We start from the raw sequence: 24,737 nt of genomic DNA, 5'->3' as shown, positions 1-24,737 counted from the left end.
CGCGAGGAGAACCCGATGTCCCAGACCCAGACCCAGACCCAGACCTACACCGTCACCGGCATGACCTGCGGCCACTGCGTCGCCTCCGTCACCGAGGAGGTCCAGGAGGTCCCCGGCGTGGAGCAGGTCGACGTGGTCCTCGAGACCGGAGCCGTGACCATCACCAGCAGCCAGCCGGTCGACGACGCCGCCGTGAGGGCCGCCGTCGAGGAGGCCGGCTACCAGGTGGCATGAACACCCCTGTGCGGGTCGCCGCCTTCGTGATGGGGCTGGCGATCGCCTTCCTCGCCGCCCTCGGGCTCGGTTCGGTGGTCGGCCCGGTCGGGGCCGAGCCCGTCGAGGAGGCGCACGCCTCGGAGTCGCACGACGACGAGGCCGACGTCGACGCCGGCCACGACGACCACGAGGACGAGCCGGCCCCGGCCGAGCAGCCCGGCGGCCTCGCGGTCTCGCAGGACGGCTACACCCTGGAGCTGCTCTCGCAGCCACGGCCCGGCGCCGACCGGCCCCTGCGCTTCACGGTCCTGGGCCCGGACGGCGAGCCCGTCACGGCGTACGACGAGGTCCACGAGCGGCCGCTGCACCTGATCACGATCCGTCGCGACGGCGCCCACTACCGGCACGTCCACCCCACCCTGGCAGGCGACGGCACCTGGACGGCGCGCACGACGCTCGAGCCCGGCACCAACCGCCTGCTCGCCGACTTCACGCCGATGGGCGGGCCGGAGCTGGTGCTGGGCACCGACGTCCAGGTGCCCGGCGCGTTCGCGCCGCTCGGTGCGACGCCGGTGACCCGGACCGCCCAGGTCGACGGCTACCGCGTCCGGCTCGAGGGCGGGCTGACCGCGGGGGAGTCCTCGCCGGTCACGGCCGTCGTGACGCGTGGGGGCGAGCCGGTGACCGACCTGCAGCCCTACCTCGGCTCGTACGGCCACCTCGTCGCGCTGCGCGAGGGCGACCTCGCCTACCTCCACGTGCACCCCGAGGAGACCGGCTCCGGTCCGGAGATCGGCTTCCTGGCCGAGGTGCCGAGCGAAGGTCGCTACCGGCTCTTCCTCGACTTCCGGCACCGAGGTTCGGTGCACACCGCCGCCTTCACGCTGACCACGGCCGACGGCCACGGGGGTGGTGGCGGACATGACCACTGACATCGAGCTCGCCATCAGCGGCATGACCTGCGCGTCCTGCGCGAACCGGATCGAGCGCAAGCTCAACAAGCTCGACGGGGTCGTGGCGACGGTCAACTACGCGACCGAGAAGGCCAAGGTGACCTATCCGGGGACGGTCACGCCGGAGCAGCTCGTCGAGACCGTGGAGCAGGCCGGGTACGCAGCGGCGCTGCCGCGTCCCGCCGACGAGCAGCCCGGACCGGTCGTCGAGGACCCTGCCGACGCGCTGCGCCGGCGAACGCTGGTCTCCCTCGTGCTCAGCGTCCCGGTCGTCGCGCTCGCGATGGTGCCGGCCTGGCAGTTCACCTATTGGCAGTGGCTCTCGCTCACGCTGGCCGCCCCCGTCGTGCTGTGGGGGGCCTGGCCCTTCCACCGGGCTGCCTGGCTCAACCTGCGCCACGGGACGACGACCATGGACACGCTGGTGTCGGTGGGGACCCTGGCGGCGCTCGGCTGGTCGGTCTACGCGCTCTTCCTCGGGACGGCCGGCGAGCCCGGCATGACCCACCCGTTCGAGCTCACCGTCGAGCGCACCGACGGCGCCGGCAACATCTACCTCGAGGCGGCCGCGGGCGTCACGACGTTCATCCTCGCCGGGCGGTGGTTCGAGGCCAGGTCGAAGCGACGGGCCGGTGCGGCGCTGCGGGCCCTGCTCGAGCTGGGCGCCCGCGACGTCGCGGTGCTCCGCGACGGGGTCGAGGTGCAGGTCCCGACCGAGCAGCTCGCCGTGGGGATGCTCTTCGTGGTCCGGCCCGGCGAGAAGATCGCCACCGACGGGGAGGTCGAGCAGGGGAGCTCGGCGGTCGACGAGTCGATGCTCACGGGGGAGTCCGTGCCCGTCGAGGTCGGTCCCGGCGACGCCGTCGTGGGCGCGACCGTCAACGCAGGCGGACGTCTCGTCGTCCGTGCCACGCGGGTCGGCGCCGACACCCAGCTGGCCCAGATGGCCCGGCTGGTCGAGGACGCCCAGAACGGCAAGGCCGAGGTGCAGCGCCTCGCCGACCGGGTCTCCGGGATCTTCGTCCCCGTCGTGATCGCACTCTCGGTGGCCACCCTCGGCTTCTGGGTCGGGGCCGGCGCCGGCTGGTCGGCGGCGTTCACCGCTTCGGTGGCGGTGCTGATCATCGCCTGCCCGTGCGCCCTCGGACTCGCGACGCCCACCGCGCTCATGGTCGGCACGGGGCGCGGCGCCCAGCTCGGCATCCTGATCAAGGGTCCGGAGGTGCTGGAGTCGACCCGCCGGGTCGACACGGTCGTGCTCGACAAGACCGGCACCGTCACCACCGGCGTGATGACGCTGGTCGCCACCGTGTCCGTCGAGGGGGAGGACGCCGGAGAGGTGCTGCGCCTCGCCGGTGCCGTCGAGGCCGCGTCCGAGCACCCCATCGGCCGGGCGATCGCTGCGGGTGCTCGCGAGGAGGCAGGCGTGCTGCCGGAGGTCGACGCCTTCGGTGCCACGGCCGGCCACGGTGTCGCGGGGCGGGTCGAGGGGCGCGAGGTCGCGGTCGGGCGGCCCACCGGCGACGTCGAGGGCGAGCAGCCCGGGCAGACGGTCGTGGAGGTCGTCTGGGACGGGATCGTCCGCGGGTGGCTGTTCGTGGCCGACGAGGTGAAGCCCACCTCCGCCGAGGCCGTACGCCGGTTCCGCGAGCTCGGGCTGCGCCCGATGCTGCTGACCGGCGACCACGGCTCGGTCGCGCGGGTGGTGGCCGCGGAGGTCGGCATCGACGGGGCCGACGTCGTCGCGGAGGTGCTGCCCGCCGACAAGGTCGACGTGGTCAAGCGGCTGCAGGACGAGGGTCGGGTCGTCGCGATGGTCGGCGACGGGATCAACGACGCCGCCGCGCTCGCCCAGGCGGACCTGGGGCTGGCGATGGGGACCGGGACCGACGTCGCGATCGAGGCCAGCGACCTGACGCTGGTCCGCGGCGACCTCCGGGTCGCGGCCGACGCGATCCGGCTCGCCCGACGTACCCTCGCGACGATCAAGGGCAACCTCTTCTGGGCGTTCGCCTACAACGTCGCCGCGCTCCCGCTCGCCGCGGCCGGGCTGCTCAACCCGATGATCGCGGGCGCCGCGATGGCCTTCAGCTCGGTCTTCGTCGTGTCCAACAGCCTCCGGCTCCGCCGCTTCCGCCCGCTCGCAGACCACTAGGGTCGGCCCATGGCCGAGCACGTGGACCCCGGCGACCCGAACGAGGTCGCGAAGGCGCTGGCGTCGCGGCTGGCCGACCCGGTCGGTGTCTTCGCCGCCCCCGGCCGCGTGAACCTGATCGGCGAGCACACCGACTACAACGCCGGGCTCTGCCTGCCGATCGCGCTCCCGCACGCGACCTACGCCGCGGTCGCCCGCCGGGACGACGACCTGCTGACCGTGGCGAGCGTGCAGCAGGACGCCCGGGTCGAGGTGCGGCTGCCGGACATCGCCCCGGGCACCGTCGACGGCTGGGCGTCGTACGTCGCCGGCGTGGCGTGGGCGCTGCGCGAGGCCGGCCACGAGCTGCCCGGCATGGACCTCGTCGTCGACGGCCACGTCCCCCTCGGCTCGGGCCTCTCGAGCTCGGCGGCGCTGATCTGCTCGGCGGCGCTCGCGATGTGCGCCGCGGCGGGCATCGACCCGGGTCGGGACGCGCTGGTCGACGCGACCATGCGTGCCGAGGCGGAGATCGCCGGGGCGCCCACGGGCGGGCTCGACCAGACGGCCTCGCTCCTCGGCCGGGAAGGCCACGCCCTGCTGATCGACTTCCGCGACCGGACCACCCGCCAGGTCGGCTGGCGGCCACGGTCCGAGGGGCTGGAGCTGCTCGTCGTCGACACCCGGGCCGCGCACTCCCACTCCGACGGCGGCTACCGCTCCCGACGCGAGGACTGCGAGGCCGCCGCCCACCGGCTCGGCCTGGCCACGCTGCGCGAGGCGACCCTCGCCGACCTCGACCGCCTCGGGGACGACCGGCTGCTCCGGCGTACGCGCCACGTGGTGAGCGAGATCGAGCGGGTGCGGCAGGTGGTGGCCGCGCTCGAACAGGACGACTGGAGCCGGGTGGGAGCGCTCTTCACCGAGTCCCACGCCTCGATGCGCGACGACTTCGAGATCTCCTGCCCCGAGCTCGACGAGGTGGTCGCGACCGCGGTCGACGGAGGCGCCCTCGGTGCCCGGATGACCGGAGGGGGCTTCGGTGGCTCGGTGATCGCGCTGGTGCCCGCCGACGCGGCCGCGAGCATCGCCGAGCAGGTCGGCGAGCGCTTCGCCGCCCGCGGCTGGCCGGCCCCGGGCGTGCTGCCCGCGCCCGCGTCCGCCGGTGCCCACGAGGTGGCCTGACCGGGCACTGCCTCAGCGCAGCGGGTGCGCCACCTCGTCCGCCGGGAGCCGAGCCCACACCACGGTCACCACGGCAGCGGCGACCGGGACCAGGCCGGCGACCGTGAAGGTGGCTGCCAGCCCGATCGCGTCGGCCACGGGCGCGGCCAGGGCCATCGAGACCGGCATCAGGGCCAGCGACACGAAGAAGTCGAGCGAGGAGACGCGGCCGAGCAGCTCGGTCGGCACCCGTCGCTGGAGGAGCGTCCCCCAGATCACCATCGGGGCGGAGAAGAGCGCACCCATGACGAAGGCCGAGGCCACGACCATCCACACCGCCGTGGCGGCGGCCATCACGAGGAACGGCAGGCAGGACACGCCCCACAGCAGGTTCATGAGGGTCAGGTAGCGCCGCGGCATCCGGATCGACGCCATCACCAGCGACCCGGCGGCACCCCCGAGGCCGAACGCGCCCAGCACCATCGCGTGGTCGCCCGGCCCGCCGTCGAGCGTGTCCTTGAGCAGGAACGGGATCAGCACCTCGAGCGGCCCCATCACGGCCAGGGTCATCAGGCACGCGAAGGCCAGCGTCGCCAGCAGCCACGGGGTCCGCACCATGTAGCGGAACCCCTCCGCCATGTCGCGCAGCGCCGATCGGAGAGGGTGTCCCCGGTGCTCGTCGTCGAGCTGGCGGCGCACCGGCGTGAGGGGGACGAAGCCGAGGGCGACCAGGCTCACGGCGTACGACGCGGCGGCGACCGCGACGGCCGCCCCCGGGGACGCGGCCGCGACGACCGCCCCGGCCACGGCCGGGCCGAGCGCCTGGCCGATCGTGGGCCGCACCATGCCCTCGAAGCCGTTGACGGCCTGCAGGTCCTCCTCGGCGACCAGCGCGGGCAGCCACGCGGAGTAGGCCGGGTAGTAGAACGACATGGCGGCGCCGGCGCTGAAGGAGACGAGGGCGAGGTGCCACAGGGCCGTCTGGTCGGTGAGCGAGAGCACCGCGATCGCGCCCACGCCGGCGAGCTCCAGCGCGCAGACCGCCATCAGGATCGTCCGCTGCGGCACCCGGTCCGCGACCACTCCCGCGAAGAGGGCGGGCAGCAGGACGCCGACGGCGCCGGCGGTGGAGGCGATCGACAGCTGGGCCGGTCCGCCGCCGATCCGGATCACCTCCCAGACCAGGCCGATGATCCACACGCCCTGCCCGAAGCTGCTGAAGACCAGCGCGACGGCCAGCCGGCGGTAGGAGGGCGAGCGGAACGGCCGCAGCGCGCGCGGGAGCGCACGACCCGTGGCCTGGTCGTGCACGGTGTCGACCAGGTTGTCCACGACCGGGTCCGTCATCGCCCGCTCCTCCCTTCCCGTCGGGTGTCCGACCGTCGATTGTCCGGGGTGGGCGCCGCCGGTCGGATCCCGGTTTCCCGGACGCGGACAGCCTGCCCCACCACCTGTTTGCCAGACTCAGGGCATGACGACTCTCGGGGACTTCTCCGCCACCGGCATCGACGGCACCGACACCGACCTCTCCGCCTACGAGGGCAACGTGGTGCTCGTCGTCAACACGGCCTCCCAGTGCGGCTTCACCCCGCAGTACCAGGGCCTGCAGGAGCTGCACGACACCTACGCGGAGCGGGGCTTCACGGTGCTCGGCTTCCCGTGCGACCAGTTCGGCAACCAGGAGCCGGGCGAGGACGCCGAGATCGCGTCGTTCTGCGAGCGCAACTTCGGCGTGACCTTCCCGCTGTTCTCCAAGGTCGACGTCAACGGCGACGAGGCCCACCCGCTGTTCCAGTGGCTGAAGAAGGAGCAGTCCGGCCTCCTCGGCGGCAAGGTGAAGTGGAACTTCACCAAGTTCCTGATCGGCCGTGACGGCGAGGTGATCGACCGGTTCTCGCCGACCACCGAGCCGGCCAAGATCGCGGGAAAGGTCGAGAAGGCGCTCTGAGCGGCTCCCTCCCGGCCTCCTGACGCAGCACACTGGGCGTCGTGCCGACCTTCACCCGCTCCGACGCGCTGCGAGGCGCCGAGTTCGCCCACGCCGACCTGAAGGGGGCGCGGTTCGTCGGGGCCGACCTCTCCGGGGTGGTGATGCGTGGGGTCGACCTGCTGGGCGCGGACATCGAGTCGCCGTGGCTCTTCGACGACGACGGGTCGCTGCTGGTCAACGGGGTCGACGTCGTCCCGCTCATCGACGCCGAGCTCGACCGCCGCTTCCCCGGCCGGGCCGAGCGGCGTGCCGCCGACCCGGACGGCCTGCGGTCCGCGTGGGCCGCGCTGGAGCGGACCTGGGCGGCCACCCTCGAGCGGGTCGCCGCGATGCCGGCGGGCACGGTCGAGGAGTCGGTGGCCGGCGAGTGGTCCTTCGCGCAGACGCTCCGGCACCTGGTGCTGGCCACGGACGTGTGGCTGGGGCGGGCCGTCCTCGAGGTGGACCAGCCCTTCCACCCCCTCGGGCTGGCCGGCCACGGCGCCGAGGAGGACGGCCTGGACACGTCGGTCCTCACGACCGAGGTCCCGTCGTACGCCGCGGTGCTCGCGGCCCGCGCCGACCGGGTCGCGATGGTGCGCGCCTTCCTGGCCGGGGTCAGCCCGGAGGAGCTGGACACGGTGCGGAGGAACCCGTGGGACCCGGCGTACGCGGAGACCACCCGCTCCTGCCTGCACGTGATCCTCGGCGAGGAGTGGGAGCACCACCGCTACGCGGTGCGCGACCTCGACGCGATCGAGGCTGCGGCCCGGGACGACCGGGGCGAGGGCTCGTAGCCGGACGGGCTCGTCGGCTGGCTGGAGGCGGAGGCTGTCCATCGTCCTGTTCAGCTGCGTCAGCGTGTCCTCGGACGGGCGGCCGCGGACGCCCTTGGTGAGCAGCAGCAGCCGGTCGTCGTGCTCGATGAGGCACACGTCGACGGTCACCGTGGGATCCGTCGAGCCGTCCCAGATCGCCTGGAGGTTGCTCGGGGCCGGACTCGCTCCGTCCGGGCACTCCACATCGACCGATGGGCTGACTCCTCGCTCGGGTCGGTGCTGTGACGACTCCCGACCGAGCCCGGAGGTTCCATGATCCTCCCCTGCTCGATCGGCCCGCCGCAGGGCACTCGTCGCGGCACGAACAGTGCCCCGGGTCCGAGCCACGGGGTGGTGACTCGTACCCGGGGCACAGGCTCCGGATGCTGCTCGAAGCCCGGGTCACTCCTCCGGCGGGACCTGGAAGGCCCGGACCTCGATCCGGCCCCCGAGGGCCTTCGACGCCCGGGCGGCCCAGTCGAGGGCGGTCTTCTCGTCGGCCACGTCGATCACCCAGAACCCCCCGAGGTACTCGGGAGCCTCGACGAAGGGGCCGTCGACGGTGCTGAGCGACTCACCGGTGTTGTCGACGGTGATCGCGCTCGAGGGCGGCATCAGGCCTCCCGCGAAGACGAAGGCGCCGGTCGAGGTCAGCTCCTCGATGATCGCGCCGGTGGCAGCCATCGCTGCCTCCAGCTCGGCCGGGCCCATGGTCTCCATGGTCGGCTCCTCGTCGGAGTCGTGCGGAACGGACAGCAGGAATTGGCTCATGGCACGGTGGACCGACCACGGTCCCGGAATTCATCGCCGTCGTCAGAGGTCGTACGCCGCACGCTCGTCCTCCGGCACCAGGTCGACGTAGGCCGGATGCCGCTGGATGTAGCCGGCGTAGAACGGACAGGCCGGGATCACGGCGAGTCCCCGCTCGCGGGCGGTGTCGAGCGACTGTTGCGCGAGCTCGGAGGCGAGCCCCTGACCCTCGTAGGCGTCGTCGACCTCGGCGTGGGTGAAGATGATCCGCCCGGGGCGCGTCCGGTAGTCGGCGAAGCCGGCCAGCTCGCCGTCGACCAGGATCTCGAAGCGGTGCTGCTCGGTCTGGTCACGCACGGTCGTGGACATGTGAGCGACGCTACTGACTTGCTGGTAACCCGACCAGCGGTGGAGGGTGGCTGCCATGGCGGCCACCACGTCCTCGTACTCCATCACCATGCGGCTCCACACGGCCGTCGACCACGGCATCGTGGGATCGGTCGCGACGGCGATCGCCGCCGTCGGCGGGATCGTCACCGCGATCGACGTCGTCGACTCCCGCCACGACCGCCTGGTGCTCGACGTCACCTGCTCGGCGAGCGACGCCGACCACTCCCAGGAGCTGGTCGCGGCCGCCGACAAGCTGGACGGGGTGGAGGTCCACAAGGTCAGCGACCGGACCTTCCTGCTCCACATCGGCGGCAAGATCGAGGTCGCCTCGAAGGTGCCGCTGCGCAACCGCGACGACCTCTCGATGGCCTACACGCCGGGCGTGGGACGGGTCAGCGCCGCCCTGGCCGAGAACCCCGACGACGTGTCGCGGCTGACCGTCAAGGGCAACAGCGTCGCCGTGGTGACCGACGGCTCGGCCGTGCTCGGCCTCGGCAACATCGGTCCCGGCGCTGCGCTGCCGGTGATGGAGGGCAAGGCCGCGCTGTTCAAGCGGTTCGCCGACATCGACGCCTGGCCGATCTGCCTGGCCAGCCAGGACACCGACGAGATCGTGAAGGCCGTCGAGATGATCGCCCCGGGCTTCGGTGGCATCAACCTCGAGGACATCGCCGCACCTCGCTGCTTCGAGATCGAGCGCCGGCTCCGCGAGAGCCTCGACATCCCGGTCTTCCACGACGACCAGCACGGCACCGCCATCGTGGTGCTGGCTGCGCTGACCAACGCGCTGCGCGTCGTCGGCAAGACGCTCCCGCAGTCGCGGGTCGTGGTCTCCGGCGCCGGGGCCGCCGGGTCGGCGATCGTGACCCTGCTGCTCGCGGCCGGCGCCGCCGACGTCGTGGTCTACGACCGCCAGGGCTGCCTGTCGTCCGACGACGCGTCCCTGCCGCCGGCCCAGGCCGAGCTGGCCTCCCGCACCAACCCGCGCAAGGTCCGCGGTGACCTGCTCGCCGCGCTCGCGGGTGCCGACGTGTTCGTCGGCGTCAGCGCGCCCGGGGTGCTGAAGCCGGAGTGGATCAAGGAGATGGCCGACGACGCGGTCGTGTTCGCGCTGGCCAACCCGGACCCCGAGGTGGACCCCGCCGAGGCGGAGAAGTACGCCGCCGTGGTCGCCAGCGGCCGCTCCGACTACCCCAACCAGATCAACAACGTGCTCGCCTTCCCCGGCGTCTTCCGCGGGCTGCTCGACGCCCGGGCATCCCACGTCACCACCGAGATGCTGCTCCGCGCGGCCGAGGCGATCGCCGCCGTGGTCAAGGACGAGGAGCTCAACGCCAACTTCATCATCCCCACGGTGTTCAACACCCAGGTCCCGAAGGCGGTGGCCGCCGCCATCGCCGGAACCGACTGACGGGTCACTCCGACCAGGGGGTCCGGACCCGCTCCTGCGGCTCGCCGTCCACCTCGAGGTCGAGCCGCTCCTGGTAGAAGCTGACCAGGCCGATCACGTCGCGGGCGTCGTCGAGCGGGTCCTCGTAGGTCCAGGCGGCGGCGGGCAGCACCGCGTCACCGGCGCGCACGTCGTAGTGGGTGGCGCGGCCCTTGTAGGCGCAGGTCGTGTCGAGCGTCGACGGGAGCAGGTCCGCGACGACGTCACCGCGCGGCAGGTAGTAGCGCGGCAGTGGGAAGGTGCCCTCGAAGAGCATCCGCGGCTCTGCGCTCTCGGCGAGGACGACTCCCTCGTGCGAGATCCGGACCCGACGCGAGGAACGTCGCACGTCGATGCGGTGGTAGGGGTCACGGGCGTGGCCGAGCAGCGGCTCGTCCTCCTCCCACCACTCGAAGGCGTCGAAGTCGAGGACGACGTGGTCGTGGAGGACGGGGTCGCTGAGCCGGAACCCGGCGCCGGTCCGGCCCCCGGCCCTGACCAGGACCGGCTCCCCGTCCGCGCTGTGGACCGCGAACGGCACGCTCGGGTCGAGCAGCGGCGGGCCGCCCTCGCCGAAGCCGACCGGGCGGTAGTCCGGGGGCGGGCCGGTGGGTCCCGGCTCGAGCGCGACCCGCAGGTCGGCCAGCGGGACGGCGTACGACGCGACGACCCGCTTCGGCTCGAAGACCAGCACCGGGTGGTCCGTGACGGCGACCAGCTGGTCGCCCAGCCGGACGGTGACCCGCTTGACCACCGGCTGCCAGCGCAGCTCGGGGAGGCTGCGCATCCAGGCGTGGTCGAGCCGCAGGGCCATGCCCCCACTGTGCTCCCGGGCAGGCGGCCGCGACAAGAGAGGTGCGCGGCGGTGTGGGGGTGGGTGTCGCCGGGCCGTCGCGTTGCAGCGCGCCGCCGCCACTTGACAGATCACCACCCCTTGTCAACCAGGGTTTACAGATCGTATGGTCCTGTAAACCCGCTCGACAGGGAGGTCAGGATGTCCGGCAGCACCGTCCCCGCAGGATCCACCGAGCAGTGGCACGACAAGAAGCGCTACCTCTGGCTGATCGGGCTGGTCGTCCCGAGCCTCGCCTTCGTGGGGTACGCCGGCTGGCGGCTGACCGACCTGGGCGCCTGGTTCTGGGTCGGCCCGGTCGTGATCCTCGGCGTGGTGCCCGCGATCGACCTGATCGCCGGGCTGGACCGCTCCAACCCACCCGACGACGTGATCGAGGCGCTGGAGAACGATCGCTACTACCGCTGGATCACCTACCTCTTCCTCCCGATCCAGTACGTCGGCTTCGTGCTCGCCTTCGTCCTCCTGGCGAAGGGCGACCCGGTCACCGGCGTCACCCTGGAGGTGTGGGAGAAGGTCGGCCTGGCGGTCTCGATCGGCTGCATCGGCGGCATCGGCATCAACACCGCCCACGAGCTCGGCCACAAGAAGGAGTCCCACGAGCGCTGGCTGTCCAAGATCGCCCTGGCCCAGGTGTTCTACGGCCACTTCTACATCGAGCACAACCGCGGCCACCACGTCCGCGTCGCCACCCCGGAGGACCCCGCGAGCGCCCGGCTCGGCGAGTCCTTCTACGAGTTCTGGCCGCGGACGGTCGTGGGCTCGCTGCGGAGCGCGTGGCGGCTGGAGAAGCGGCGGTACGCCCGCAAGGAGCTGCACCCCTTCCGGATCGGCAACGACGTGGTCAACGCCTGGCTGATGTCGGTCGTGCTGTGGGCCGGCATGGTCGCCTGGCTCGGCATCGGCGTGCTGCCGTACCTCGTGATCCAGGCGGTCGTCGGCTTCTCGCTGCTGGAGGTCGTCAACTACATGGAGCACTACGGGATGCTCCGGCAGAAGGTGGGCGTGGGGGAGCGTGAGCGCTACGAGCGGGTCGACCCCAGCCACAGCTGGAACTCCAACAACATCGCGACCAACGTGCTGCTCTACCACCTGCAGCGCCACAGCGACCACCACGCGAACCCCACCCGGCGCTACCAGGCGCTGCGCGACTTCGAGGAGAGCCCGGTGCTGCCGACCGGGTACGCCGGGATGATCGTGCTCGCGATCGTGCCCGCCGTCTGGCGCCGGGTGATGGACCCGCGCGTGCTGGCCCACTTCGACGGGGACGTCACCCGGGCCAACATCAGCCCTCGGCGGCGGGAGCGGATCCTCGCGCGGTACGCCGCCCCGGCCGAGGCCGCGGCCTCGACCTCGGTGGTCGAGCCGGTCGCGAACGGGCCGCAGGAGGTGCTGGCGGCCCGCTGCCCCGGGTGCTCGTACCTCTACGAGGTCGAGGCAGGCGACGAGCACGAGGGATTCGCCGCCGGCACCGCCTGGGCGGACGTCCCGGACGACTGGTGCTGCCCCGACTGCGGTGTCCGGGAGAAGGTCGACTTCGTCCCGGTCGAACGGGTGCAGGCCTGACGACGCCCGGCGACTCAGAGGTCCCGGTGGACCTCGTCGGCCGTCGGGGTGTCCTTGCTGCGGTTGAGGTTGACGACGGCCACGGCCAGGCCACCCCAGATCACGAGCATCGCGACGAGCATGAGGACGACAGCGCTGGCGTTCATGTCAGTGGCCTCCGGTCTGGGTGGTGTCGGGGACGGGGTCGAGGGAGGTCTCCGGTCGCCACCGGACACGCGCGGCCAGGAATCCGAACACGATCACGGCCGCGGCGGAGCCCCACCCGAAGGTGAGCAGCATCCACTGCGGGTAGTCCTCGTACGGCGTCTCGAGGTCGGTGAGGAACGCGTCGATCATGACGTAGCCGAGTGCGATCGGCGCGACGAACGACACCAGGACCCTCCACCAGGTCCCGATCGGCACCGAGCCGCCGGCGTTGAGGTGATCGGCCAGCGTCGGCAGCGCGCGCACGCCCCACGCGAGGACCAGCATCGAGACCACGGCGACGAGGAGGATGCCGAACTGGTTGATGAAGTGGTCGACGATGTCGAGGACGTAGACGCCGCTCGTGGTCGAGAAGAAGACCAGGCTGATCACCGCGGCGGGGACCCCGACGGCCAGGGACGCACCGGTGCGGGTCATCTCGAACTTGTCGCGGACCGCGGAGATCACCACCTCGATCACCGAGACCAGGGACGTGATGCCGGCGATCACCAGCGAGCCGAAGAACAGCACGCCGATCAGGGCTCCCGCCGGCGCCTCCGAGATGATCGTCGGGAAGGCGACGAACGCCAGCCCCAGCCCCTGGGTCGCCACCTCGGAGACGGCCACCCCGTTGGCCTGGGCGATGAAGCCGAGGGCGGCGAAGACGCCGATGCCGGCCAGCAGCTCGAAGCCCGAGTTGGCGAAGCCGACCACGGCGCCGGAGCCGGTCATGTCGGTCCTGGGGTGCACGTACGACGCGTAGGTGATCATGATCCCGAAGCCGATCGACAGCGAGAAGAAGATCTGTCCGAAGGCCGCGGCCCACACGCCGGGCTCACCGAGCGCCGCCCAGTCGGGTGTGAAGAGGGCGTCGAGGCCGAGGGTCGCGCCCGGCAGGAAGAGCGCCCGGACCACCAGGGCGCCGAACGCGATGACGAGCACCGGGATGAAGACGACCGAGGTCGCCCCGATCCCCTTCTCGACCCCGGCCACCATGATCACGATCACCGCGATCCACACGATCGCCAGCGGCCACAGCACGCCCGGGACGAGGTCGAGCTGGACGCCGGGGTCGCCGGCCTGCAGGAAGGTTCCGAACAGGAAGCCCTCGGGGTCGTCGCCCCAGGCCGTGTCGAGCGAGAAGAAGGTGTAGCGGACGGCCCAGGCGATGACGGCCGCGTAGTAGATGGCGATCATGAAGCAGATGCCGACCTGCCACCAGCCGAGGCCCTCGGTGCGCCGGCTGAGCCGCGCGAAGGAGAGCGGCGCCGAGCCGCGCCCACGGTGACCGACCGCGTAGTCCAGGAACAGGAAGGGGATGCCGGCGGTGAGCAGCGCCACGAGGTAGGGGATGACGAAGGCGCCGCCGCCGTTCTCGTAGGCGACGTAGGGGAAACGCCAGATGTTGCCCAGCCCCACGGCCGAGCCGATGGCGGCGAGGATGAAGACCTTGCGCGAGGTGAAGGCGCCACGCGCCTTGGCCTCGGGGGGCGTGGCCCCGGCCTGCTGACTCATGACTCCTCCTCGGGGGCGGCGGCAACACCTCACGATAGCGGCGTGACGCGCCCGTAGGCTGGCGGCATGACGGCGACGACGGGGACCACCACGAGGCAGCGGATCGTGGCCTCGGCCGTCGAGCTGACCCTGGCCCACGGCTGGTCGCAGGTGACGATGGGTCGTCTCGCCGAGGCGGTCGGGGTGAGCCGTCAGACCGTCTACAACGAGATCGGCGGCAAGCCCGCCCTGGCCGAGGCGATGATCCTCGCCGAGCTCGAGCGGTTCCTCTCCGTCGTGACCGACGCCTTCGACGCCCACCCCGACGATCTGGTCGCCGCGATCGAGGCCGCCACCACCGGGGTGCTGCGGCTGGCCCGCGGCAACGACCTGCTCAAGGCCGTCGTCAGCGCCACCCACGGCGCCGACACCGAGCTGCTGCCCCTGCTCACCACCCACGCCGAGTCGCTGCTCGAGACGGCCAAGACGGTGGTCGCCGAGCGGGTCCGGACCTACGACGTCCCGCTCGACGACCACCTCGACCCCGCGATCGACATGGTGGTCCGCGTGGTGCTGAGCCATGTCATGCAGCCCTCGGCTGCTCCCGAGGAGACCGCCGCCGACCTGGCGTTCCTCGCCTCGCGGGTGCTGCGCGGCTGAGCCCCCGACCTCAGCCGTGCTGCCGCACCGTGGCGGCCACGGTGTCGTCGTACTGCCGGGCGAGGAACGCGCAGAGCGCCACCCGCTCGTCGAAGGTGTGCCGGTCCCCGGGGTCCTCCGAGCCGATCAGGCCGTAGACGAAGGAGTCGAACCCGCTGCGCAGCAGCGCCGAGGTGGCGAAGGCGTCGCGCACCGCGTCGTCGCTCCCCGTGATCCCCTCCGCGGCCAGGCCGTCGAGGTAGGCAGGCACGATGAGCGTGGCGATCTGACCGAGCATCGCGGTCGGCACCTCGCCGGCGTGGACGAGCCCGACCAGCAGCTGGCCCAGGTCGAACCCCAGGGCGTGCGGGGTCCGGAAGGACAGGTCGATCACCACGAAGGTCTCCGGGTCCTCCCGCGGGACCAGCAGGTTCTGCGGGCTGGCGTCGCCGTGGGGGAGGGTCTGGACGTAGGTGTCCAGGCGGTCGAGCATCTCCGGGATGTCGGGCGCCAGTCGGCGCAGGTCGGCGCGGACCTCGGCGTGGCCGGCGAGCCACGGATGTGACCACAGGGCGTCGTCGGCGAGGGGCAGCAGGCCGCGGTACTCGACCGCTTGGCCGGCGTACATCCGCAGCGCGAAGCCCGGCGCGTACCCGTTGGCCGCGACGAGGTCGGGATCGGCGCAGCGGGCGTTCCAGCGACCCAGCAGGAACGCCGCGCGCGTGAACTGGGCGAGGTCGGTCGAGGGTGGCGCGAGGTCGACGTCCTCCATCCAGACCGCGGCCCGGTCGTCGCCCAGGTCGACGATGCCGTGCAGGACCGGTGGCCGCATCCCGGCCGGCATCCGCGAGACGAGGGGCTCGTCCCACAGCTCGAGCTCGGAGCGCCAGGGGAGCTGCTCGGCCAGGAGGGCGGCGTCCTCGGGCGGCATCATCGCGAGTCCCGGCCAGTGGCGCACGTGCTGGAGCACCTTGCAGAACCAGGACCAGCCCTCGCCCCGCAGCCGGTAGAGGCCAGCGGTCGCGGGTGACCCGAAGGCGTAGTCGAAGGACTCCAGCGTCACCGGACCGCCGGGGTGCTCCAGGTCGCCCAGCAGCTCCTCGGCTGTCAGCTCGGGTCCGGAGCCCAGCTGGTCGCGGGTGCGCCCTCCGGCCATGGTCGTCTCCCTCTCCTCGACAGTCATCATGCCCTCCACCGAGATGGTCAGGTTACCTTCCTGATCAGGAGATAGTAAGGTTGCCTTATGACTGGAGTCAAGGACGATCTCCCCGACCACCTCCTCGCCCTGCTGGGGCGCGTCATGGACGACTTCCGGGTCGACCTGCACGCCGCGTCGACCGGTGCGGCCGGGGCGCGGCGGCCGGCCCCGGTCCGGGGACTGCGCTCCTCGCAGCTGCGGCTGCTCAGCCTCACCCCGGTCGACGGCATGCGGGTGACGGACCTGGCGGCCCGGGTCGGCATGACCAAGCAGGCGCTGGGGGAGTTCGCCAACGACCTCGAGGAGCGTGGCCTGCTGGAGACGGTCCGCGACCCGGCCGACCGGCGGGTGCGGATCCTGCGCCCGACCCTGCGCGGGCGACAGGCCGTCGAGGCCGGCGAGCAGATGATCGGGGAGGTCGAGGCGCGCTGGCGCGAGCGCCTCGGCCCGCGCAAGTGGGACCAGCTCCGGGCGTTGCTCGTCGAGGCGCACGAGGCGTGGCCCGGGGCCGCCGGTGCTTGACGTCGGCGGGTTCCAGGATCATTCTCGACTTCACGTGGCTGTTGCGCTGGGAGCACGCTGGTGCGTATCAAGCAACACTGCCGTCTCCCCGACGGGCTCGGTCACCGGGTGACGAGGCCGAGGCCCGACGACTCCGCCGCCCAGACTCATCCGGGCTGGAGTCGACATGGCAGAGATCAAGGAGCGACCCACCTCAGCATCGGCGGCGCCACGCGGAGCGCCCATCGACAGGCTGGTCTTCGGGGTGGCGGCGACGCTCTCCGTGGCCTTCGTCCTCGTGGGCGCGGTCTGGCCCGAGGAGACCTCCGAGCGCGCCACCTCGGTCCTCGGCTGGGTGACCGGGAACTTCGGCTGGCTGTTCGTGCTGACCAGCTGCGGCTTCGTGATCTTCTCGGCCTACCTGGCCCTCTCGCGCTACGGCAACATCAAGCTCGGTCCCGACGACTCCGAGCCGGAGTTCTCCACCGTCTCGTGGGTGTCGATGATGTTCGCGACCGGCATGGGCATCGGCCTGATGTTCTGGGGCGTGGCAGAGCCGCTGACCCACTTCAACGCACCTCCGCTGGGTGAGGCCACGCCGGGGTCGCCGCGTGCGGCGGAGCTCGCGATGCAGTACTCCTTCTTCCACTGGGGCCTGCACCCCTGGGCGATGTACGCCGTGATCGGGCTCGCCATCGGCTACTTCGCGTACCGCAAGGGCTACGGCAACCTGATCTCGGCCACGTTCCGGCCGCTGCTCGGCGAGAAGGCGACCCAGGGTCCCGGCAGGGCGATCGACGTGGTCGCGATCTTCGCGACCCTCTTCGGATCGGCGACCTCGCTCGGCCTGGGAGCCCTGCAGATCACCGGCGGCCTCGACAACGTCTTCGGCAGCGGCGCCGGCAGCAAGACCCTCGCCGTCATCGTGATCGCGGTGCTGACGGGCTGCTTCGTGCTCTCGGCGGTCTCCGGCGTGGAGCGCGGGATCAAGTACCTCTCCAACGCCAACGCGATCGCGGCGGCCCTGCTGGCCTTCTTCCTCTTCGTGGTGGGCCCGACGGTCTTCATCCTCTCGACGTTCACCCAGAGCATGGGCGCCTACCTGACCCAGCTGCCCGCGATGTCCTTCACCACCGGCGTCTTCGAGGAGCAGGCCTCCTCCTGGCTGAGCGGCTGGACGATCTTCTACTGGGCCTGGTGGATCTCGTGGACCCCCTTCGTCGGGATGTTCATCGCCCGGATCTCCAAGGGCCGCACCATCCGGGAGTTCGTGATCTACGTCGTGCTGGTGCCGAGCCTGGTGTCGTTCATCTGGTTCGCGATCCTGGGCGGGACCGCGCTCGACCTGCAGCTGGTCGAGGGCTGGGAGCCTCCGCTGACCGACACGGGAGGCATCGCGCTGGAGGCCTCGCTGTTCGAGGTGCTGCGGGAGTTCCCGCTCGCGTCGATCACGGTGGCGCTGGCCGTCTTCCTGATCGCCATCTTCTTCGTCACCGGCGCCGATGCGGCTTCGATCGTGATGGGGATGCTCTCCCAGCACGGCGAGGAGGAGCCGCACCGCTCGCTCATCGTCTTCTGGGGCGTGGCGACCGGGGCGGTGGCGGCGGTGCTGCTGTGGGCCGGCGGGCTGGCGGCCTTGCAGACCCTCGTGATCCTGGTCGCGGCACCGTTCATGCTGATCCTGATCGGCATGTGCGTCTCGCTGATGCGGTCGTTGCGCGAGGAGAGCTACGAGTCGACGATGCCGATGCGCAACCGTCGGGCCTGGGAGCACTCGCGCCGGTTCCCGGACGGCCCCTGACGGGCGACGTCCGCGGGGCGGCTCATCGGGCGGCGCGCGCCTGCGCCAGCTCGACCGCCTCGCGGAACGCCCTGACGACGTACGCCGGGACGGGCAGTCCCTCCGTGGTGGCGCCCAGCAGCTCCGACTCGACGCGCGCGACCTGGGTGGCGAAGCGCTCGAGGTCGCGGTCGATGCCGAGCGTGGTCATCACCTCGCCGAAGTCGGCACGCTGCTCGTCGTCGTTGGCCCCGACCGGGGCGAACGACACCGCGCGCAGCCGACGTACGAGCCAGTGCTGCCAGGGTGAGAGCTGCTCGGCGAGACCGCGGGCGGACATCGCGTAGAACGCGTGGTGGCCGGGCTCCTGCCGCCGGATCTGCGCCACCACGGTCTCGGCCGCGGCCCGCTCGCCGGACTCGAGCAGGCCGTCGTGGAGCAGGTTGTAGGCGAGCACCGCGGATCGCTCGGTGGCCTGGCCGGTGAGGTAGTAGAGCATCCGGACGACGTCCTGCACCGGGGCGAGGTGCGCCAGCGCGCCGAGCACGTGGAGCTTGGCGGAGACGGTGTCCAGGTCGGTGTCGGCGGCCGGGCGCCCGAGCCGCACCTGGAGCTCGTCGAGGATCTGGCCGTGCCGGACCTCCTGCGGGTGCCACACGTCGGCGTAGAAGTGGCGGTCCACCTCGGGCGGGTCGGGCAGCATCGTCGTCAGCTCGAGGACGTTGCGGTCGACCTCGAGCTCGACCCGGGCCATGTAGTCGAGCACGTGGCCGAAGCGGGCGTTGGTGGCCGCGGGATCCCGGACCGTGAAGTCGACGGTGGCCAGGTCGATGGGCGGGTGCTCGGCCCCGAGCCGGTCGACGTGCTCGATGAGTCGCTGCTCGGTCGACCGGAGACCTGACACGCGATCCAGCCTACGCTGCGAGGCGTGGAGGAATCGTCGCCCGAAGGGGTCCGGCTCGGGAGTCCTACCGGGAGGGCGGTCGTCGCCGCCGCCGTCCTGGGGTCGGGGATGACGCTGCTCGACGGCACGGTCGTCAACGTCGCACTGAGGACCATCGGCGAGGAGCTGGGAGCCGACCTGGCCGAGCTGCAGTGGATCAGCAACGGCTACCTGCTCTCGCTGGCCTCCACGATCCTGCTCGGCGGCTCGCTCGGTGACCGGTACGGCCGGCGGCGGCTGTTCGTCGTCGGGACGGCCTGGTTCGCCCTGGCCTCCCTGATGTGCGGCCTGGCCCCCAGCCCCGAGGTGCTGATCGCCGCCCGGGTGCTGCAGGGCGTCGGGGCCGGCCTGCTGACGCCGGGCAGCCTGGCGATGATCCAGGGCGCCTTCGTCCCCGACGACCGCGCGCCGGCCATCGGGGCCTGGTCCGGGCTCGGCGGGATCGCCGCCGCGATCGGCCCCTTCGTCGGCGGCGGCCTGATCGAGCTCGCGTCGTGGCGCTGGATCTTCCTGATCAACCTGCCGCTCGCGCTGGTCGCGGTCTGGATCGCGGTGCGTCACGTCCCCGAGACCCGGGACCCCGACCCGCCCACCCGCTTCGACGTGGCCGGCTCGCTGCTGACGATGGCGGCGCTGGCGGGGCTCACCTTCGGGCTGATCCAGACGGGGACCCGGTGGGCCGTGCCGGCGCTGGTCCTCGGCGTGGTCGCGGCCGCGGGGTTCGTGCTGGTCGAACGCCGCGAGCGGGAGCCGATGCTGCCGCTGGGGATCTTCGCCTCCCGCACGTTCAGCGCGGCCAACGTGATGACGCTGCTGGTCTACGCCGCCCTCGGCGCGGTGCTGTTCTTCCTGGTCCTGCAGCTCCAGACCGTCGCCGGCTACAGCCCGCTCGCCGCCGGGGTGGCCACGCTGCCGATCACGGTGTGCATGCTCTTCCTCGCGGCCCGCGGGGGTCGGCTGGCGGTGCGGATCGGCCCGCGGATCCCGATGACCCTGGGACCGATCGTGATGGCAGCCGGGGTGCTGTGGCTGCTGACCGTCGACGCGACGGCGACGTACTGGACGACGGTGCTGCCGGGGCTCACCCTCTTCGGGCTCGGGTTGGCGCTGATGGTGGCCCCGCTGACCGCGACGGTGCTGGCCGCCGCGCCGGTCTCCCGGGCCGGACTGGCCAGCGGCGTCAACAACGCGGTGGCCCGGACCGGGTCGCTGCTGGCGGTCGCGGCGCTGCCGCCCCTGGTCGGCCTCACCGGGGAGGAGTACGCCGACGTGCTGGCCATGGACGCGGCGTACTCCACGGCGATGCTGGTGTGCGCCGGCCTGCTGGGCGTGGGCGGCGTGATCTCGTGGCTGCTCATCCCCTCCCGGATACGCTGACGGGATGAGGCGGGGGTGGCCGGCGACCGCGGCAGCGGCGACGCTGCTGCTGGTGCTGACCGCCTGCAGCGAGGCGCCGACCACGGGCCGCGAGCCGGAGCCGTCCGGGTCCCCGTCGCCGTCGGAGGGCGCCTCGCCGACGAAGGGGGGCAGCACCCTCCCGGTGGCCGACCCGGAGCACGCCGTCGAGCCGCCGGGTCCGCTGGAGGACCGGCTCTACCGGCCCGACATGCTGATCTTCGACCGCGAGCCGCTGAGCGACGACATGATCAAGCGGATCCGAGCGCTCCCGGAGGTCGCGGCCGCGGAGGTGATCGGGCTCGGCAACGTCGCGATCGAGAACCAGCTGCTCACGGTCGCCGCGGTCGACGGCGCCACCTTCCGGCGGTTCACGCCTGCCGGCTCCGCGCAGACCCAGGACGTGTGGGACCGGCTGGCCGGCGGCGAGCTGGCCATCGACCCGAGGCTCGGCCGGAAGCTGCAGGACGAGGACGGCAACCTCGCCCTCGGCAGCGGTGACGACGCCCCGGTGGTCCACATCGGTGCCTACGCCCCGCAGCCCGAGACCATCGACATGGTCGTCAACGAGGCGTGGGTCGAGGACATCGGCCGGATGGTGCTCGGCAACGGGCTGATCATCTCGACCGACGAGGACGACCCGTCCACGATCCGCAAGCGGGTGCAGGCCATCGTCGGCGACACCGCGTCGGTGCAGGACCTCGACATCGCCTCCCGGCTCGGCCTGGACCCCACCGCGACGCAGACCGCCTTCCTCACCGGCGGCTCCATCGCGGACGTCGTGGGCACCTTCAACTACCAGGTGATCGGCGGCGGCCGGATCGCCCCCGACCCGGCGTGGGTGGCGGCCAACATCGCCACCGAGGCCGTGCCGATCCTCGGCACCGTCACCTGCCACCGGGCGATCTTCCCCCAGCTGCGCGCTGCCCTGGAGGACGTCGTCGCCCAGGGCCTGGCCGACGAGATCAACCCCGGCGAGTACGCCGGCTGCTACTACCCGCGCTTCATCGCCGGCTCCACCACGCTCTCCAACCACTCCTTCGGCCTGGCGCTCGACCTCAACGTGCCGGGCAACCAGCGCGGCACCGTCGGCGAGATGGACCGCGGCGTGGTGGCCGCCTTCAAGCGGTGGGGCTTCGCCTGGGGCGGCGACTGGAGCTACACCGACCCGATGCACTTCGAGATGGCGCAGCTGGTCGACCCGCGGTGACCCGCGTGGGGCGGACCATCGGGACAGGGGGCGGGCACCCCACACCCCGGTCGGTAGCGTGCTCGGCATGCGTGCCGCCCAGGTCCTGACGCCCACCGGCCCCGACGCCGTCGAGGTCACCGAGGTCGACGAGCCCACCCCCGGACCGCGGGACGTGCTGGTGGAGGTGCACCGCGTCGGCATCTCCTTCCCCGACCTGCTGCTCAGCCGGGGCGCCTACCAGGTCCGGCCGGAACCGCCCTTCACCCTGGGCGTCGACCTCGCCGGCACGGTCGTGGCGACCGGGGGCGAGGTCACCCGCTTCGCCGCCGGTGACCGGGTCGCCGGCGTGCTGCCGTACGGCGGCGCCGCGGAGCTGGCCGTCGTGCCCGAGGACGCGACCTTCCCGCTGCCCGACGACGTCTCGTTCGACGCCGGCGCGGCGATCCCGATGAACTACCTGACCGCCCACTTCGCGCTCGTCGAGCGGGGCGGGCTGCGTGAGGGCGAGACGGTCCTCGTCCACGGCGCCGCCGGCGGGGTCGGCACCGCGACGATCCAGGTCGCCCGCGGCCTCGGTGCCCGCACCGTCGCCGTCGTCTCGACCGAGGAGAAGGCGGAGGTGGCCGGCGAGGCCGGTGCCGACGAGGTCGTCCTCCTCGACGGCTTCAAGGACGCCGTGGCCGCCCTCACCGGCGGGCGCGGCGTCGACGTCGTGGTCGACGTGGTCGGCGGCGACGTGTTCCTCGATTCGCTCCGGTCGCTCGCTCCCCAGGGGAGGCTCCTCGTCGTCGGGTTCGCCAGCGGCCAGGGCATCCCCGAGGTCAAGGTCAACCGGCTGCTGCTCAACAACACCGACGTCCGTGGCGTGGGTTGGGGGGCGTACGCGATGGTCCGCCCGGGCTACATGGCCGAGCAGTGGGAGGCGATCCGGCCACTGCTGGAGAGCGGGGCGATCGACCCGCCGATCGGGGCGACGTACGACCTCGACGACTTCGGCCGCGCGCTCACCGACCTCGACGAGCGTCGGACGCGTGGCAAGTCGGTGGTCCGGCTCCGCAGCTGAGCTCGTTCGCCGGTGCCGCGCCGACCACGGACGTACCCTTCAGCGTGTGAGACCTCGGGGCGCCGCGCGGCCGGCCGTGCTGGCGGCGGCGGCCGCGCTGGCAGCGTCCGCGCTGGTCGGCTGCGCCGGTCCTGACGAGCCGGACGGGCCGAGCGGACCGAGCTGGGCACCCCGCGCCGAGCAGGTCGACGGCCTGGAGGTCGTCGCCACCGCCGACGCGGACGGCTTCCGGCTCCACACCGCCTCCGGTGACAAGACCTTCCTCCCGGGCGTCAACCTCGGCAGCACCGTCCCGCTGCAGCAGCCGGGCGAGGTCGGCACCATCCCCGCGGAGCAGTACGCCGCCTGGCTGCGCGAGATGGCCGACCTCGGCATCCGCGTGGTGCGCGTCTACACGCTGCTGCCGCCCGGGTTCTACGAGGAGCTCGCCGCCCACAACGAGGCCCACCCCGAGGACCCGATCTACCTCGTGCAGGGCGCCTACCTCCCCGACGAGTCCTACGTGGACGAGGGCGGCACCCTCCACGACCCGGCCGTCGACGACGCCTTCTCCGAGGAGCTCGCCGACCTCTCCGCGGCGGTCCACGGCGACCTCGACCGGCCCGAGACGCCAGGGCGGGCGTCGGGCCGCTACACCGTCGACGTCTCGGCGTGGCTCGCCTCCTGGATCATCGGCGTCGAGTGGGATCCCGAGGGCGTCGCGCGGACCGACGCCGTCGAGGTGGCGTACCGCTCCGGGGAGTACTTCGCCGCCACCGGCGACGCGACCCCGACGGAGCAGTGGATCGCCACCCACATGGACGAGCTCGCCGCCCACGAGGCCGACCGCGGCAGCGCTGCCCCGATCGCGATGGTCAACTGGCCGACGACCGACCCGCTCGTGCACCCCGAGGAGCCGCTCCCGCAGGAGGACCTCGTCTCCGTCGACCCGATGCACGTGCTGCCGACCGACGCCTGGCCCGCCGGCACCTTCGCCAGCTTCCACGCCTACCCCTACTACCCGGACTTCCAGCGCTACGAGCCCGGGCTGCAGGACGAGGAGTGGGACGGCCGGGAGGACCCGTACGCCGGTTACGTGGCCGCGCTCCGCGACCACGTCGCGGGCACCATGCCGCTGCTCGTCACCGAGTTCGGCGTGCCGTCCTCGCTCGGCTCCGCCCACGCCGGTCCGCTGGGGCGCGACCAGGGCGGCCACACCGAGCAGCAGGCGATGGCCGTCAACGCCGACCTGATGCGGCTGCTCGAGGCCAAGGGCGCCGCCGGCGCGTTCGTCTTCTCCTGGGAGGACGAGTGGTTCAAGCGCACCTGGAACACCCTGGAGCACCAGGACGAGGAGCGGCGCCAGCTCTGGCACGACCCCCTGACCAACGAGCAGTGGTTCGGGCTGGTGGCCACCGACCCCGACCCGCTCCCGGACGCGGCCGCCGAGGCGATCCCGGAGTCGGGCGCCTTCGAGTACGTCCACGTGTGGGCCGACGCCTCGTGGGTGCACCTCGAGGTGACGACCCGCGAGGCGGTCCCCGAGGTGCTGCGGATCGAGGCGGACGTGCTGCCCGGACCCGAGCGGGCCGACTACCGGATCGAGGTCGACCCCGGAGCCGGCGAGGCGCGGCTCGACGTGCGCCGTGACCTCGACCCGATCCGCCTCGACACCCCCGAGCGGCCGTACCACCCCGACCAGGACGACCCCTGGCACCTCTACCGGCTGATCACCAACCGCAGCCACGACGTCGGCGGCGAGCAGCGCCCGGCCGAGTTCCTCGACGTCGGGCAGCTGGTCGAGGGGACCTGGGACCCCGAGTCCGAGGAGTTCGACTCGACCGCCACCTGGCAGGTCGACGAGGAGCGGCGCACCGTCCGGCTCCGGATCCCGTGGTCGATGCTCGGGTTCTCCGACCCCTCGAGCCGGCAGGCGCTGGGCGAGGGCGTGCCTGCCGAGCGGGTCGAGGTCGAGGGGATCGACCTGTCGTTCGACGCCGGCGGGAGCACCCTCGACGTGCCGTTCACCTGGCCGACCTGGAACTACACGACGTACGTGGCGCGGATGAAGGCCGGTGTCGACGTCGTGGAGCGGGCCTACCGGGACCTCGCCCCCTGAGCAGTGGGT

23 protein-coding genes are annotated in these 24,737 nt (G+C 72.4%); 15 read left to right on the top strand and 8 right to left on the bottom strand.

Translation table 11 applies throughout. From position 1 onward, the window contains the following. Positions 1 to 15: 15 nt before the first annotated feature. From EXE57_RS11535 to galK, 4 genes are read left to right on the top strand one after another with little or no spacing between them, the layout of a single operon-like run. Positions 16 to 234 (top strand): heavy-metal-associated domain-containing protein, encoded by a 219-nt coding sequence (locus EXE57_RS11535; RefSeq protein ID WP_135077651.1) that lies wholly within the window; start codon positions 16 to 18, stop codon positions 232 to 234. After that, on the top strand, positions 231 to 1,148 hold the full coding sequence (locus EXE57_RS11530) for a hypothetical protein (RefSeq protein WP_135077649.1): 918 nt from the start codon (positions 231 to 233) through the stop codon (positions 1,146 to 1,148). The genes EXE57_RS11535 and EXE57_RS11530 overlap by 4 nt, the downstream gene beginning before the upstream one ends. Beyond that, entirely contained in the window at positions 1,138 to 3,324 is a 2,187-nt protein-coding gene (locus tag EXE57_RS11525; protein WP_135077647.1) for a heavy metal translocating P-type ATPase, read from the top strand. Before EXE57_RS11530 ends, EXE57_RS11525 begins: the two co-directional genes overlap by 11 nt. A gap of 9 nt (positions 3,325 to 3,333) precedes the next feature. Beyond that, on the top strand, positions 3,334 to 4,488 hold the full coding sequence (galK, locus tag EXE57_RS11520; protein ID WP_135077645.1) for a galactokinase: 1,155 nt from the start codon (positions 3,334 to 3,336) through the stop codon (positions 4,486 to 4,488). Between the two features lie 12 nt (positions 4,489 to 4,500). On the opposite strand, the gene EXE57_RS11515 is transcribed toward galK, so the two are convergent. Further along, on the bottom strand, positions 4,501 to 5,814 hold the full coding sequence (locus EXE57_RS11515; protein ID WP_135077643.1) for an MFS transporter: 1,314 nt from the start codon (positions 5,812 to 5,814) through the stop codon (positions 4,501 to 4,503). Positions 5,815 to 5,938: 124 nt separating this feature from the next. Between EXE57_RS11515 and EXE57_RS11510 the strand changes: the two genes are divergently transcribed. Together EXE57_RS11510 and EXE57_RS11505 are read left to right on the top strand one after the other, a co-directional pair. Beyond that, a complete protein-coding gene (locus EXE57_RS11510) occupies positions 5,939 to 6,415 on the top strand; it encodes a glutathione peroxidase (RefSeq protein ID WP_135077641.1) in 477 nt (158 codons plus the stop codon). A 41-nt stretch (positions 6,416 to 6,456) separates the two neighbouring features. Further along, positions 6,457 to 7,233 (top strand): DinB family protein, encoded by a 777-nt coding sequence (locus EXE57_RS11505; protein ID WP_135077639.1) that lies wholly within the window; start codon positions 6,457 to 6,459, stop codon positions 7,231 to 7,233. A gap of 423 nt (positions 7,234 to 7,656) precedes the next feature. On the opposite strand, the gene EXE57_RS11500 is transcribed toward EXE57_RS11505, so the two are convergent. Then, positions 7,657 to 7,974 (bottom strand): YciI family protein, encoded by a 318-nt coding sequence (locus EXE57_RS11500; protein ID WP_244246795.1) that lies wholly within the window; start codon positions 7,972 to 7,974, stop codon positions 7,657 to 7,659. A 93-nt stretch (positions 7,975 to 8,067) separates the two neighbouring features. After that, complete coding sequence (locus tag EXE57_RS11495; protein WP_135077635.1) at positions 8,068 to 8,373, bottom strand: GNAT family N-acetyltransferase; 306 nt, start codon at positions 8,371 to 8,373, stop codon at positions 8,068 to 8,070. Between the two features lie 55 nt (positions 8,374 to 8,428). Between EXE57_RS11495 and EXE57_RS11490 the strand changes: the two genes are divergently transcribed. Beyond that, a complete protein-coding gene (locus EXE57_RS11490; protein ID WP_135077633.1) occupies positions 8,429 to 9,805 on the top strand; it encodes an NAD-dependent malic enzyme in 1,377 nt (458 codons plus the stop codon). Positions 9,806 to 9,809: 4 nt separating this feature from the next. Here EXE57_RS11490 and EXE57_RS11485 read toward each other — a convergent pair whose 3' ends face one another. Beyond that, positions 9,810 to 10,637: a DUF427 domain-containing protein gene (locus EXE57_RS11485; protein WP_135077631.1), complete on the bottom strand. Its 828-nt coding sequence runs from the start codon at positions 10,635 to 10,637 to the stop codon at positions 9,810 to 9,812. Positions 10,638 to 10,817: 180 nt separating this feature from the next. Here EXE57_RS11485 and EXE57_RS11480 point away from each other — a divergent pair, with 180 nt between their 5' ends. Further along, on the top strand, positions 10,818 to 12,242 hold the full coding sequence (locus tag EXE57_RS11480; RefSeq protein ID WP_135077629.1) for a fatty acid desaturase: 1,425 nt from the start codon (positions 10,818 to 10,820) through the stop codon (positions 12,240 to 12,242). Between the two features lie 14 nt (positions 12,243 to 12,256). Here the strand turns inward: EXE57_RS11480 and EXE57_RS11475 are convergent, their stop codons facing one another. Together EXE57_RS11475 and EXE57_RS11470 are read right to left on the bottom strand one after the other, a co-directional pair. Continuing rightward, a complete protein-coding gene (locus EXE57_RS11475; RefSeq protein ID WP_135077627.1) occupies positions 12,257 to 12,388 on the bottom strand; it encodes a methionine/alanine import family NSS transporter small subunit in 132 nt (43 codons plus the stop codon). Between the two features lies 1 nt (position 12,389). Then, entirely contained in the window at positions 12,390 to 13,940 is a 1,551-nt protein-coding gene (locus tag EXE57_RS11470; protein ID WP_135077625.1) for a sodium-dependent transporter, read from the bottom strand. Positions 13,941 to 14,006: 66 nt separating this feature from the next. On the opposite strand from EXE57_RS11470, the gene EXE57_RS11465 reads away from it, so the two are divergent. Next, positions 14,007 to 14,579 carry a TetR/AcrR family transcriptional regulator gene (locus EXE57_RS11465; RefSeq protein ID WP_135077622.1) on the top strand — a complete coding sequence of 191 codons (573 nt, stop codon included), beginning with the start codon at positions 14,007 to 14,009 and terminating at the stop codon, positions 14,577 to 14,579. Positions 14,580 to 14,589: 10 nt separating this feature from the next. Here EXE57_RS11465 and EXE57_RS11460 read toward each other — a convergent pair whose 3' ends face one another. Then, positions 14,590 to 15,714 carry an aminoglycoside phosphotransferase gene (locus tag EXE57_RS11460; RefSeq protein WP_135077620.1) on the bottom strand — a complete coding sequence of 375 codons (1,125 nt, stop codon included), beginning with the start codon at positions 15,712 to 15,714 and terminating at the stop codon, positions 14,590 to 14,592. 87 nt (positions 15,715 to 15,801) lie between these two features. On the opposite strand from EXE57_RS11460, the gene EXE57_RS11455 reads away from it, so the two are divergent. Next, positions 15,802 to 16,278 carry a MarR family winged helix-turn-helix transcriptional regulator gene (locus tag EXE57_RS11455; RefSeq protein ID WP_135077618.1) on the top strand — a complete coding sequence of 159 codons (477 nt, stop codon included), beginning with the start codon at positions 15,802 to 15,804 and terminating at the stop codon, positions 16,276 to 16,278. Positions 16,279 to 16,444: 166 nt separating this feature from the next. After that, positions 16,445 to 18,058, top strand: a complete 1,614-nt coding sequence (locus tag EXE57_RS11450) for a BCCT family transporter (protein WP_135077616.1) — start codon at positions 16,445 to 16,447, stop codon at positions 18,056 to 18,058. Positions 18,059 to 18,080: 22 nt separating this feature from the next. On the opposite strand, the gene EXE57_RS11445 is transcribed toward EXE57_RS11450, so the two are convergent. Continuing rightward, positions 18,081 to 18,941: a GTP-binding protein LepA gene (locus tag EXE57_RS11445; protein WP_135077614.1), complete on the bottom strand. Its 861-nt coding sequence runs from the start codon at positions 18,939 to 18,941 to the stop codon at positions 18,081 to 18,083. A gap of 24 nt (positions 18,942 to 18,965) precedes the next feature. Between EXE57_RS11445 and EXE57_RS11440 the strand changes: the two genes are divergently transcribed. The 4 genes from EXE57_RS11440 (at position 18,966) to EXE57_RS11425 (ending at position 24,728) form a co-directional block, all read left to right on the top strand. Further along, positions 18,966 to 20,357 carry an MFS transporter gene (locus EXE57_RS11440; protein WP_244246794.1) on the top strand — a complete coding sequence of 464 codons (1,392 nt, stop codon included), beginning with the start codon at positions 18,966 to 18,968 and terminating at the stop codon, positions 20,355 to 20,357. A 4-nt stretch (positions 20,358 to 20,361) separates the two neighbouring features. Beyond that, the gene (locus EXE57_RS11435; protein ID WP_135077612.1) at positions 20,362 to 21,585 is read left to right on the top strand and encodes a M15 family metallopeptidase; all 1,224 of its coding nucleotides are present in this window, start codon (positions 20,362 to 20,364) and stop codon (positions 21,583 to 21,585) included. A 67-nt stretch (positions 21,586 to 21,652) separates the two neighbouring features. Beyond that, positions 21,653 to 22,630 carry an NADPH:quinone oxidoreductase family protein gene (locus EXE57_RS11430; RefSeq protein ID WP_135077610.1) on the top strand — a complete coding sequence of 326 codons (978 nt, stop codon included), beginning with the start codon at positions 21,653 to 21,655 and terminating at the stop codon, positions 22,628 to 22,630. 46 nt (positions 22,631 to 22,676) lie between these two features. Further along, a complete protein-coding gene (locus EXE57_RS11425) occupies positions 22,677 to 24,728 on the top strand; it encodes a glycoside hydrolase 5 family protein (protein WP_135077608.1) in 2,052 nt (683 codons plus the stop codon). The last annotated feature ends 9 nt before the right edge of the window (positions 24,729 to 24,737 follow it).

Source organism: Nocardioides euryhalodurans (assembly GCF_004564375.1).
Lineage (GTDB): Bacteria > Actinomycetota > Actinomycetes > Propionibacteriales > Nocardioidaceae > Nocardioides > Nocardioides euryhalodurans.
Note: the sequence above shows the minus strand (reverse complement) of the source record. Positions and strands in the feature narration are given on the sequence as shown.